General features: G+C 49.5%; 10 protein-coding genes. 6 read left to right on the plus strand and 4 right to left on the minus strand.

The features are described from left to right. Positions 1-139: 139 nt before the first annotated feature. On the minus strand, positions 140-1027 hold the full coding sequence (locus DWY93_RS03435; protein WP_181968482.1) for a LysR family transcriptional regulator: 888 nt from the start codon (positions 1025-1027) through the stop codon (positions 140-142). A 177-nt stretch (positions 1028-1204) separates the two neighbouring features. On the opposite strand from DWY93_RS03435, the gene DWY93_RS03440 reads away from it, so the two are divergent. The 6 genes from DWY93_RS03440 to DWY93_RS03465 all read left to right on the plus strand — a co-directional run bounded on the left by DWY93_RS03440 (position 1205) and on the right by DWY93_RS03465 (position 9902). Next, the gene (locus tag DWY93_RS03440) at positions 1205-2599 is read left to right on the plus strand and encodes a TIGR00366 family protein (protein WP_117471795.1); all 1395 of its coding nucleotides are present in this window, start codon (positions 1205-1207) and stop codon (positions 2597-2599) included. 18 nt (positions 2600-2617) lie between these two features. Further along, complete coding sequence (locus DWY93_RS03445; RefSeq protein WP_117471796.1) at positions 2618-4366, plus strand: M28 family peptidase; 1749 nt, start codon at positions 2618-2620, stop codon at positions 4364-4366. Next, positions 4363-5547 carry a M20 family metallopeptidase gene (locus tag DWY93_RS03450; protein WP_117471797.1) on the plus strand — a complete coding sequence of 395 codons (1185 nt, stop codon included), beginning with the start codon at positions 4363-4365 and terminating at the stop codon, positions 5545-5547. The genes DWY93_RS03445 and DWY93_RS03450 overlap by 4 nt, the downstream gene beginning before the upstream one ends. 96 nt (positions 5548-5643) lie before the next feature. Continuing rightward, positions 5644-6945, plus strand: coding sequence for a citrate:proton symporter (locus tag DWY93_RS03455; RefSeq protein ID WP_117471798.1), 1302 nt, complete (start codon positions 5644-5646; stop codon positions 6943-6945). 102 nt (positions 6946-7047) lie between these two features. Next, complete coding sequence (locus DWY93_RS03460) at positions 7048-7740, plus strand: response regulator transcription factor (protein WP_117469574.1); 693 nt, start codon at positions 7048-7050, stop codon at positions 7738-7740. A gap of 59 nt (positions 7741-7799) precedes the next feature. Next, positions 7800-9902: an ATP-binding protein gene (locus tag DWY93_RS03465; protein ID WP_181968483.1), complete on the plus strand. Its 2103-nt coding sequence runs from the start codon at positions 7800-7802 to the stop codon at positions 9900-9902. 360 nt (positions 9903-10262) lie between these two features. On the opposite strand, the gene DWY93_RS03470 is transcribed toward DWY93_RS03465, so the two are convergent. From DWY93_RS03470 to DWY93_RS03480, 3 genes are all read right to left on the minus strand, one after another. Beyond that, positions 10263-10787 carry a heme-binding protein gene (locus DWY93_RS03470; protein WP_242990511.1) on the minus strand — a complete coding sequence of 175 codons (525 nt, stop codon included), beginning with the start codon at positions 10785-10787 and terminating at the stop codon, positions 10263-10265. A gap of 115 nt (positions 10788-10902) precedes the next feature. Next, the gene (locus DWY93_RS03475; RefSeq protein WP_117469576.1) at positions 10903-11448 is read right to left on the minus strand and encodes a BMC domain-containing protein; all 546 of its coding nucleotides are present in this window, start codon (positions 11446-11448) and stop codon (positions 10903-10905) included. Beyond that, on the minus strand, positions 11445-12800 hold the full coding sequence (locus DWY93_RS03480; protein WP_117469577.1) for a 4Fe-4S dicluster domain-containing protein: 1356 nt from the start codon (positions 12798-12800) through the stop codon (positions 11445-11447). Before DWY93_RS03480 ends, DWY93_RS03475 begins: the two co-directional genes overlap by 4 nt. Positions 12801-13028: the final 228 nt, after the last annotated feature.

Here is a 13028-nt window from a genome sequence, read left to right on the forward strand (position 1 = left end):
CCTATTGCAATTCCCCGCTATTTTTCATATACTTATAATATGAGTGGATAGATGCAGCCGCTATGTGTTGGGCATTTTGCCTGCCGTAGTAGAACGGGGCACTATCCACTCTTTTATGCTTATGAACAATCAATAGCTCTCACGCGAACTCCCGCAGCAGCCGGATCAGCTCCTTCATTGCCGGAAGTGTCTGTTTTCCTTTCAGCGTAACGATGGAGTAGCTGGTGGTGTCATCTGGATTACCGATCCGGAAGCAGCGGACAGGCTTTGGATAGTGGAAATTTTTCATGTACTGGTAGAAGTTGAAAGCGATGCCATAGCCCTCCGCGGCGAGCTGACAGGCAGATTCAAGATTTTCAAGGAGAAAGACCTGTCCCGGTTCGGCGTGGTCATGAGCAATGGCAAGGTCTGTGTAGTGTCTGGAGGACTGATCCGGCTTTTGCAGGATAAAACGTTCCCCGTTAAATTGTTTGAGATCGATCCTCGGACATGGATCTTTCCGGCTTTTCTTTGCCGCGCCGGTGCACAGTGGGTGCCCGGCGGAGACAACAGCGACCATATAGTCCTCATAGAGAGGACAGTATTCCAGCAACGGATGGCTGGAGGATTCATTGACGATGGCAAAATCAAGCTCTCCGGCAAGCAGATGCCGGATCATCTGCTCAGTGGATTCTTCATATGGGACCAGCTTCACATCCGGGTAGCGGGAGGAAAAGACAGGCAGTGCCTTCGCAAGAAGATAAAGTGTTCTTCTGGGATGGATTCCGAAACGGATCGTTCCCGAAGAGCCACCCATGTATTTTTGAAGCTCATTTTCATAATGGGCTTCTATTTTTATCATTTCTTTTGCATGTTCTAAATAGATCTTTCCGGCCTCGGTTGGGACAAACTGTTTCCCGATCCGGTCGAAAAATTTTGTCCCGGTGCGTTCTTCAAGATTTCCTAAAAATATGCTGAGTGCAGGCGGAGAGATGTGCAGGGCTTGCGCCGCATCCTTAATGCCCCTGTGTTTTTCAATTTCAAGCATATAGAGCTGTTCCCGCATATCCATGGCCTTTCGCTGGTCCTTTCCCTGAATAAATATTTGCAATTTCGTATAAAAATAAACAATATTAAATAAAACAATAAAAATATTAAACTTGCTTTAATTTTATATCTTGATTATAGTCTAAGAAAGAAAACAAATCAAGGAAGGATTGAAAGTATGAAACCATTAAAAGAAAAAAAGCCTTTTCAGGCGCCGCACACATTTGTGATCCTTGTAGCGCTGATCCTTCTGGCAGTCGCAGCCACTTATGTTGTGCCTGCTGGAGAGTATACCCGGTATACGGATGAGGCGACAAACAGAACCCTCGTGGAAGCGGGGAGCTTCCATTATGTCGAATCTCATCCGGTAAGCTTTTTAACCGTTCCGGCACTGATCTACAGGGCGATCGTAAAGGCGGCAAGCACAGTTACGTTTATCCTTATTATCGGCGGCTCTTTTGAGATCATCACATCCACAGGGATCCTCACAGTTCTCTGTAAGAAGATGGCGAAAGCCTTCCGCGGCCGCGAGTATTTTGTGATCCCTGCATTTCTGCTGTTATTTTCTGTTTTTGGAACAACGATGGGAATGTCTGCCGAGGTCATGATCTTTGTGCCGATCGGAATTGCCCTTGCGGCATCTCTGGGACTTGACAAAGTGACAGGTACCGCAATGATCGCTATGGGCGCCGCATCCGGATTTACAGCCGGAATCCTGAATCCCTTCAATGTCGGTGTTGCTCAGGATATTGCGGAGATCCCGATGTTTTCCGGTATGGGATACCGCATTTTTATTCTCGGAGTTCTTCTGGTGATCAATACGGTCTACATTACCTGGTACGCAAAGCGCGTGAAAGCGGACCCGACAAAGAGTATCATTTACGGAGAGCCTGAGGATCAGGAATTTACTTTCGATGATACAGAAGAAGCGCTGAACCTGACCCATGGTCTGACTCTGGCAGTGATCGTAGCCGGCTTTGCGGTCCTGATCTATGGACTCAGTAAGCTCGGATGGTATTTTGAGGAGATGTCTGCGATCTTTATCGCGATGGGTGTGCTCTGCGGTATCGTGAACCGCTATAGCCCAAACAAGATCGCCGCTACGTTCGGAAACGGAGCGAAGGGAATCGTTGTGGGAGCTTTGATCGTCGGCATTGCCCGCGGTGTTGAGCTTGCATTATCTGACGCAATGATCCTTGATACCATCGTCCATGCGATCGCAAGTATTGTAAACATTCTTCCGCAGTCCTTAAAAGCCATCGGAATGTTCCTTGCACAGTCACTTGTCAACTGTGTGATCACCTCCGGTACTGGACAGGCTGCGGTTACCATGCCGCTTATGGTACCGGTTGCGGATCTGATCGGTATTACGAGACAGACAGCCGTCCTTGCGTTCCAGCTCGGAGACGGATTTTCAAACTCTGTTCTTCCGACATCCTCCGCGCTGATGGGTTATCTCGTCGTTTCGAAGATCCCGTATGTAAAATGGTTAAAATTCATGATGCCGTTATTCCTGATCTGGACATTCTTCGGATGTCTGTTCATGCTGGGGGCACTCATGATCGGCTATTAAAGCGGAGGAAAAGAGAAGATGCAGGATTTTGAAGTGAAGGAGCGTTTAAGAGAACATCTGGAGTACCTTTGTTCGTTCGATAAGCTCTCCGGTGAACCGGAGGCGTATCGCGCGGTCGAGTATATTCTTGATGTATTAGAAAAATCCGGGATCTCCTGCCATGAGGAGGATTTTCCGGCTTATCTGAGCAATCCGGTGAGCAGTGTCCTTATCGCGGATGGTGAGGAGTTCCCATGTCGTCCAAGGTCTTTCTCGGAGAGTACAAAAGAAATGATCGAGGTCCCACTGATCTACGATCCCGGAACAAAAACAGAAGTCTCCCTTTCAGAACAGAAACGGTTTATGGAAACAGTTGCCGGAAAGCTTGTCCTCGGGTACGGTTTTGATGAGCGTTACGCAAAATTGCTGGAGCAGCATGGTGCGGCCGGGTGGATCCAAATCTGGACCTCCGACGAGGACGCGGTCCATGAGGACACGGTAAGTCCTGTCTGGGGAACTCCGGATATGGACTCATCTCTGTTCCAGTTACGGATGCCGGTGGTCGCCGTCTCAAAGCCCTGTGGGGAGAAACTGATCCGGAAGCTGAAAACATATGAGGCAGAAGGAAAACAGCTTTTTGCGCAGCTTTCCAGCGAGGTGGACACATGCGTAAAAAATGTCGCGCTGCCGATCGCCGAGATCCCGGGAAAGAGCGTGGATTTTGTCTTGGTCTCCGGTCACTATGATACCTGGTATCGTGGCGCTTTTGACAACTGCACGGCAAATGCGCTGGCTCTGGAGCTTGCGCGTTATATGAAAGAACATCAGGATGAGATGTTCTATTCCCTGCGGATCGCCTGGTGGCCGGGACATTCCAATGGGCGCTATATGGGATCCACCTGGTATTGTGATTACCACTGGGATGAGATTGAGGAGCACTGCATCGCTCACCTGAATCTTGATCTTCTGGGATCCAAAGGAGCAGACCATACGCTTGCGATCCGGACAGCAGGGCTTGAGGGCGAGGAATGGCTGAAAGAGCAGGTGCGGAAGGTAGATCCGGCGGCGGAAATGATGTTTGGGCGTATCGGGCGGGGAGCGGATCAGTCGCTCTGGGGCGCAGAGATCCCATATCACATCAATCCCCGTTATGAGGCGAAAAAAGAACGAAAACACTCGGATGCTCCGGGTCCCGGCGTGTACTGGTGGCATACGATCGACGATACCTTTGACAAGATCGATCTTGACGGGCTTTTGCGGGACGGAAGAGTCGTGGGCGTTCTGTTGTATGAACTCCTCTCGAAGGAGAAGCTTCCTGCCGATTATCGCAGCTATGCAAAAACTTGGCTCCCATACTTTGAGACGTTAAAAAATTCAGAGGAGCATGAACAGGCGGCGGATGAGATCGAAACACTTCTAAAAGAGGTTCTGGATCGTTGTGAAACGCTTGAACATATATGGGGAACGGAGAAGATCGAAGAACATAACCGCCTTTGCTGTCTCGTCGGAGGAGTTCTCAGCCGTCTTATGCACTCCACAGGCTCCGCGTATGAACAGGATACTTCTTTTGCATATGGTCCGCTGCAGCTTCTTAAAGCTTCCGCGAAGGCACTCCCTGAAAACAGTCCCGCGGATTGGAGCCTGTTCTATCAGACAACATTCGTGAGACAGAGAAACCGGATGGTGACGGAGCTTAGAAAACTGCTGAAAGAGATCGATCTGGAATTCAGGAATGGATCGGATCGCTTTGGATCTTCACGAAATTGTGACAGGAGAATAGAGATATGAATAAAGAAACAATAAAGCAGGCCGTTGCGCCTTACATGGCAGAGCTTGCGGGGCTGGCGGATCAGATCTATGATCTGGCGGAGCCGGGGCTTGAGGAAGTCCGCTCCAGTGGGATCCTTACCGATTATCTGGAAAAAAATGGATTTCAGATCGAGCGTGGGATCGCAGATCTCCCGACTGCATTCCGTGCCGTCTATGAACAGGGAAAAGGAGGACCTTCCTTTGGATTCTTGGCAGAGTACGACGCGCTGAAAGGGATCGGTCATGCCTGCGGACATCACATGCAGGGACCGTCTGTGATCGGAGCTGCTCTGGCACTCCGGGATCTCTGTAAGGATCAGCCCTATAAGATCGTGATCTACGGGACACCGGCGGAGGAGACGGTCGGCGGAAAGATCATTATGAAGGAGAAAGGGTGCTTTCAGGATATCGACCTTGCGCTCATGATGCATGCAGCCCCCAATACCTGTGTCGATGTCCGCTGTATGGCCCTTGAGTGCTTTTACGTTACCTTCCATGGGGTAGAGGCCCATGCCGCCATGAGCCCGCACAAAGGGAAGAGCGCCTTTGATGCCGCGCTTCTTTCCTTTCAGGGGATCGAGTTTATGAGGGAACATGTTCTTGAGGATTCCAGAATGCATTACACGGTCCTTGACGCCGGCGGTCCATCGAACATCATTCCGGGAACGGCAAAGGCAGAGTATACACTTCGGTCTTATAGTACGGATTACTTGGAGAAGGTCATCGTTCCGAGATTTCAGGACATCATAAAGGGTGCGTGCCTGATGACGGGAACGACCTGTGAGACAGAAAGAAGCTACCCGTTTCAGGCAAAGATCCCGTGCCTGACCCTGAATGACCTGATCATGGAAAACGCCAGAAAATTTGAGGCACCACAGCTCGCCGGACCGCGTGAAAAGACGGGCTCCACGGACTTTGGAAATGTCATGTATGATGTGCCCGGATGCTGCATCCGCACAGCGTTTGTGCCAGAGGGTACCGCGGCGCATTCGCAGGAATATCTCGATGCGGGAAAGACGGAGCGGGCTCATGAAGCGATCCGGTCCGGTTCGGAGATCCTTGCGGGAACATGCATCGACATGATTGAAAGACCAGAGCTTTTGGAACAGATCAAAGAGGAGTTTCGGAAGCGGAAACAGGAAGAAACCGCAAAAATATGACAAAATTGTCATTTTCCAGTCATGAACAATTAAACTGCTGTCTGTAAAATATGAAACTGTAAGAAATCTAACAAATATCCAGAAAGGAAGATGATTATGACAGCAGCTATTGGTTTTCTGATGATCATCGCGATCGTAGCACTGCTCTTAAAGGGCAAAATGTCTCCGATCGTGGTACTTGCGGTGATTCCGGTCATTGCAGCCTTGATCCTCGGCTTCTCCCCGGTGGAGGTCATGGACTTCATTGCGGATGGAATCAAAACCACCACAAGCAATGGTATCTTATTTATCTTTTCAGTAATTTATTTTGGTGTTCTGGCAGACACCGGACTCTTTGATGTTATCGTAGGCTGGCTGGTAAAAAAGGCCGGAAACAATGTAATTGCGGTCACTGTAGTTACAGCGCTGATCGCAACGATCGCTCATCTGGACGGTACTACGGCTGTTACCGTTCTCATTACGATCCCGGCGATGTACCCGGTATATAAGAAGATGAACATTGACTCCCGTATCCTTCTCTGCCTGACAGGTGCCTGCATGGGCGTTATGAACCTGCTTCCGTGGGGCGGTCCGACAGCGAGAGCGGCTACTGTACTCGCTATGGATGCCACTGAGTTATGGCACATGCTGATCCCGCTTCAGGTTGTTGGCCTGATGATGAACATCATTCTTGCTGTACTCCTCGGCATGTTAGCCATCAAGCATGGTGCCGGCGCCGGAAAGGGCGTAGAGGTGGAGTCCGATGAGAAAGAGAAGAAAGAGGCAGCTGATTTAAGAAAATCAAACGCTTACCTGATCTTCAACTTCTTACTTACAGTAGGTGTGATTGCCCTGTTATCCACAGGTATCGGTAAATCCTATGTAATCTTCATGCTTGGTCTTTGCATCCTCCTGGCTGTCAACTACCCGAACCAGAAGACTCAGGACAAGCTGATCAAGAAGCACGCTCCGGCAGCCCTGATCATTTCCGCAACACTGTTTGCCGCAGGTGCTATGGTAGGTGTCTTCGACGGAACCGGTATGCTGGAAGCAATGGCAAATGCGATCATGGCGATCATTCCGGCAGCTCTTGGAAAGTACGTTCACATCATCTTTGGTATTCTTGCGCTTCCGCTTGGTCTCTGTGTTGGAACAGACGCATACTTCTATGGCATCATGCCATTAGTTATGCAGGTAGGCGAAACCTATGGCGTGGCTTCCCTGAATACTGCCCTGACCATGCTGATCGGTAAGAACCTTGCGTTAATGGTAAGCCCGTTAGTACCGGCAACATACCTTGCGATCGGTCTGACCGGAACAGAGCTGAAAGATCATATGAAATTCAGCATTCCGCCGTACTACATTATCAGCCTTATCATGCTGGTATTCGGTGTGATTCTTGGCATTGTTGCCATCTAAATGATACATAACGAATGAAAATCCTGTTCTGCAGTACGGATCTTGTACCGCAGAACAGGATTTTTTGCTATAATGAAAGAAAAATGATGCAGGAGAAAGTTTATGAATACAGAAAAAATCCTACTGGTGGACGATGAGCGCGCGATCCGGCTGGCTGTGCGGACCGCCCTGACCCGTGAAGGAATGCAGGTGACGGAGGCAGCCGATGGAAGTGAGGCTCTGGAGCTTTTAAAGAAACAACAGTTCCATCTGGTGATCCTGGACGTAATGATGGAACATGTGGGTGGTTATGATGTGCTGCAGGCAATGCGCGCCGCTGGAGACCACACGCCGGTCATGATGCTGTCGGGAAAATCCGATGAGATGGATCAGGTGCTGGGACTGGGCTTTGGCGCGGACAGTTATCTGACAAAGCCGTTTCATACTGCGATCCTGATCCAGACAGCAAAGGCGCTGATCCGCAGAAGTCAGATCTACAGCCAGGGAGCATCCGGAGACACCGGGATCCGTAAGGGTCCGTTTACGGTAGATACCTTAAAGATGGAGTGCCTGAAAAACGGTGAGCCGTTAAATTTTACTGCCAGAGAGATGACCCTGTTCCGATTCCTGATGGAGCATCCGGGACAGGTGTTTACGAAGGAACAGCTTTATACCCAGGTGTGGAATGAGGCGGTGGTGGATGACAATACCATCACCGTCTATGTGAAACGGATCCGGAACAAGATCGAGGATGACCCAAAGCAGCCCCGGTATCTGAAGACGGTACGTGGAATCGGATATATGCTGAATGTGTAGGGATAAAAATGGAAGAATTTTTAAATAAAAGGAAATCAAGACTGGTGGCGGTCAGTCTGTTGATCATTTTATCAGTGGTTGTGATATTTGCAGGTTCCCGGCTTTACAGTCAATACCGGGAGCAGGTGATCCGGACGGAGGAAAGCCAGCTTTTAACGATGGCGGGAATCGTCGGAAATAACATCAATTCCTACATGGAACAGCAGCTTGAGGAGATTGACCTGTTTTATTCCCGGGAAGGAATGCCGGAAAATGTCTGGGTGGAGTCTGGCGGAATCAATGCGAGGACAGCTTACTTTTTAAAGAATAATGCAGGGGTCTATAACTGGATTACTGTAACGGAACCGAATGGAACAAAATTCCGGTATGAACCGGGGAAAAAGACGTTTCGGGAATCTGCGGGCGGAGAAGTGAAAGCAGTGGCTTCGCAGGACGGAAATCATCCTGCAGAGATCACGGGAAAGGAAATATCGGATCAGACGGGATGGTATGAGCTTTATATTGAGAAGAATGTCCCTGTCGGATCTGAGGTCTATGTGCTCACATTTGCCATGGACCTTGGAGCGCTGTATGAGAAGATCGTCGCGCCGGTAAAGATCGGAGAAGCCGGATATTCCAGCGTCAAAGACCAGAATATGAATATCATCATGCACCATGTAAAGAACCAGATCGGTCTTGAAGCGGTGGATGGACGTATTGAGAGGTATCCATATCTTGACATGAGCAGCCTGAATGCCTGGATCATGAGGCAGGAAAATGAGAACTCCGGAACCGGTGTGATCGATACATATGTATGGGATGATCCTGAATTAAAAAGAGTCCGCCGCGTCGTTGCGTTTCAGGCGATCTCGATTCAGGGAGAACGCTGGATTGTCAATTCCACACTGCCGGTCCATGAACTTTCGGGACCGCTTGAGAGCATGATGGCCATGCTGATCGGCGTGATGCTCCTGTACATGATGATCCTTGTGGTGATCATGGTATTTTTCCTGAGAAACCGTTTTCTGGCGGAATCCCAGCAAAAGGAGATCACGTATCTAAAAGAGATCAATCATGGAATGGAGATGCTGGTCCAGAAAAACAACGAGATCCGGCATTATCAACGGATCCAGTCGCTGGGAATGATGGCGAGCCACATTGCGCATGAATTCAACAATTATCTGACACCGGTGCTGATCTATGCGGAGCTTCTTGAGAATGATGAATCCATCTCTTCCGAAAATCAGGAGATGATCCATGAGATCACAAAGTCGGTGGATCAGGCATCGAATCTGTCAAAAGAACTGCTCGCCTTTTCCAGACAGGATACCGGTGTGCGGCTGGAACCACTGAACTTTACGGAAGAAGTCAGGAATGCGGTATCCATCGTGCGACAGCTTGCCCCGGCGGCGATCACGTTGAAAACAGAGATCACGGAGGAACCGCTATATGTGTTGGGACGCAGACGGATGGCGGAGCACATTTTGATGAATCTCTGCAAAAACGCGTTTCAGGCTATGGAAAAGACCGAGAGAAAGGAGTTGTGGATCCGGCTGGCGGCAAAAGGGAATGATGCGATTCGCCTGCTGGTATCTGATACCGGCTGCGGAATCGGAGATGATGCCATGCAGAAGATCTTTGAACCGTTCTACACAACAAAAGGATCGAGACAGGGTACCGGACTTGGTCTTTCGGTGGTTCAAAATATGGTAACATCCGTGGGTGGAACGATCCGTGTGGAGAGTAAGTCGGGAGAGGGAACCACATTTATCCTGGAGATCCCGCAGAACAGCACAGAGGTAGAAGATGATGGCCGGAAACGGTTGAAGCATGTCCAAAAGATCGCGATTGTCTCCAGCGAAGAGTCCGCAAAGACATGGAAAGCAGCGGTATCACACAGTCAGAAGACGGTAGATCTGTACGCACACCCGGCGGCCCTTATTGACCGGGTCCAGAAAGATCCGTCAGCCTATGATCTTCTGATCGCGGAGTACACACTGCCGACCATGAACGGAATCGAACTGTGTGAGGTGGTCCGCCGCATCAATCCGGAGATCCGTCTGATCCTGATCGCGGAACAGGGTGGAGCCGATTTCGAATGGTACCTGAACAACGGCATGATCGACCGGTTTATGCTGAAAGATGAGTTTGCGGAGGAATTTGCGGAGATGTTTGAAGGGTAAACAGAGAAGAATCCATTGTGGAAAACGGGAGCGGCAGGACCTGACTCCGTTGCAGGAAGTATCCCACCTCAATGAAAAAGGAAGCAATCGAAAAGGCAACCGCAGACCTCAACCCTATTCTCATCTCGCAGATCGACTTCACATTCAAAGATGATGAAGAAACACTTAAGAAGCTTTATGGTTTGATGTAAAAGATTATCCCGACTTTTTTGAGATATTTTCACAGAAAAACGGTGTATTCCGCCAGAATTCCTGATAATCACAAAGCCGGGATAAGTGGTGTAAGAGGACGGGAGCTAATCACTCCCGTCCTACTCGATTTTCTGTCAGCTTTCACTGATTAGAACCATTCATGGGGTCTCACATATGTTCATCTTGATATGCCTGAGTCATTGCTTCCGCAACGGCTGTATCCTGTTCAACGGTGCCGCCGGATACGCCGATGGCTCCGATGCAGCACGTTCTTGAGAATAAAGGAATGCCGCCGCCAAAGAGACAAAATTGACCTGGGTGGGTATTTTGGAGACCATACAGAGGTTGTCCGGGCAAAACGGAGGCAGCGGATTCTCCTGTAGGAGACCGGAGAGCCAAAGCGGTAAAGGCCTTTGCCTGAGCGATGGAAAGACTTGCAAGAAGAGCTCCGTCCATCCGGTGCAGGGCAGTCAGATTTCCTCCCTCATCCACTACGGCGAGTACCATGGGAACGCCGATATGGATTGCTTTTTGCTCTCCGGCTAAAATGAGATGCTTCGCCTGCTCCAGGCACATTCGTTCTTTTCCGGCTGCTTTCAGTATAGCTTTTGCAAACAGCTTCAGATCTGTGTTGCTGTCAGATATGCCAGGAATCCTATTTTCAAATCTACATTGCTTATCAGAATCATTCAAATCAAACACCTCCTGTCGATTTCAAAGATTGTGTGTAACGGTTTCGTACCTTACGATTGCGTTACAAACTTGTCACGGTTAGAGTCGATCCCCGACTAAGAGAAAGAACTTATGATTACAGCAGATGTCTGTATAATTCAGGATCCGGATGGGCAATGACAACACTGTCTAAGACCATACCGGTGCCTTCTGCCGATTTTATTCCGGCATCCACGGAGGCGGTGACAGCGGATACATCACCGGTCATGGTGACAAAGGACTTGCCCCCGATACCGGTTCCGAGCCGGATTTCCAGAAGATCCACATCCGCAGCCTTCGCTGCAGCATCGGCAGCCAGAATGGCAGCTGTGACAGAGAAAAACTCCATAACCCCTAATGCACGAAGCCGCTCCGGGGCAGAAGACATATTGATGGCTTCAACGACCTGCGGATGGATCCTAGGCAGGATAAGGCGGTCGATCACATTTGAGGACGAAGCAGCCTGACCTGCGTCAAGAGCCGCTTCTACGGAAGAGACTTCGCCGGTAATTAAGATCTGGTACTTTCCCGGACAGCTGGGACGGGCGGCGATCAGAGCAATGTCTGCTGCCTTGATCATTTCATCGGCAGCGAGAATTCCTTTCGAGATACTGTTTAATTCAAGAAAACCTATGGTAATCATTGTCCGCCTCCTTTTTTAATTACGACAAAGCGATCCGTTACTTCTGTAACGATTCCTTCGATGCTTGCATGGATCCGTGCGCCTAAGCTGTTTTCAGGCATCTGACCGACAAGCGCTCCTTCGGATATGGTCTGACCGGCAACAACAACAGGAACGCATGGCGCTCCGATGTGCTGTGACAGTGGGATAGATACCTGCTCAGGCTGAAGCTCGAGGCATTCTGTGATCTTATAGTCATAGTAAGCATCCACGCCGAGCCTTGTAGCGATCCGGTGGGAAGAAACGCGGCGGTATTCCCGCTCCGGAAGCTGCTGCAGTGGTTCGGTCGGCTTCTGGTAACGGAAGCCCTGTTTGCGGAGAAGCCCTTTCATGTAGAGATTGACCTGGCGCGGATAGATTCCCATCGGACAGGCATAATTTTCACATAAACCACATTCGCTGCAGATCATAGCCTGCTGCACATCCTTATCGGAAAGAAGTGTTTCCGGATCCTCACAGAAGGCCAGTTTCCGCATGATCATGTGAGGCTTTAACGGATGTCCGGTGAGATAACGCGGACACATCTGGGTACAGTAGGAACACTGGATACAGCTGGTTTTAGCAAGTTTTAATGAGAGTGCAACCGGAACAGATTTTTTATGAATCAGCTCTGTGTCCTCCGGAAGCACCACAAATCCGGAGGTGGTTTTTGTAACGACCAGATTTTTCGCTTCTTCTTTTGTATAAAGCTTACCCATCATAGGACCGCCGACCAGTACATGGTAATCCTCAAGGGATGTACCGCCTGCCATGGCAAGGCAATCGGCAAAGGATGCGCCGAGCGGAGCATGAACAATGACCGGATTTGCCACGGCGCCTGTCATGGTCAGGTATTTGCGGGTAAAGATCTGATCCCGGGAAGCCTGATAGATGGAATACATGGTAGCAGTATTGGAAATTACACATCCAACATCCAGAGGAATACCGGATGGAGGAACGGTTCTTCCTGTTACATCGCATACCATGATCTGCTCATCACCTGCCGGGTAGAAGTTTTTCATCCGGAAGAGCTTAACCGGGGAAGCAGTCTTCTTGATCGCTTCCGTAAGTGCGTTGATTTCTTCATCGTAAGTCTCCTTTAATGCGATGTAGATGTGGGCAGCGCCGGTCATAGCACCGGTCATGGCTGCAGCGGTCACGATCTCTTCCGCCTTATTTACCATAAGCCAACGGTCGGTGCGCAGCAGAGGCTCACATTCTGCAGCATTGACGATCAGGTATTCAACTTTACAGTTCAGCTTTTTGTGGGTGGGGAAGCCTGCTCCTCCACAGCCGACAATTCCGGCAGCTTCAATCTGCTTTAGAAGTGTCATGGGAAAACCTCCTTGCTGACCGCCATATAAAAGACAACGGGAGGGCGGTCTGATATAAGTTTATTATACGGGGCTGCAGACCCTTGCGCAATTTACAGGGAAAACGAAAAAAAGGTAAAATTGAAATATAAGGATAAACAGAATAGTGAGCTGGAAAGTCTTAAAAATACATAAAACAGGTTTGATTCCTGTAAAAAAGGTGCCAGAGACCCATGATAGAATAAATAG

The sequence above is a fragment of the Clostridium sp. AF28-12 genome (assembly GCF_003435225.1).
In the GTDB taxonomy this organism is placed as follows: Bacteria; Bacillota; Clostridia; order Lachnospirales; family Lachnospiraceae; genus Pilosibacter; species Pilosibacter fragilis.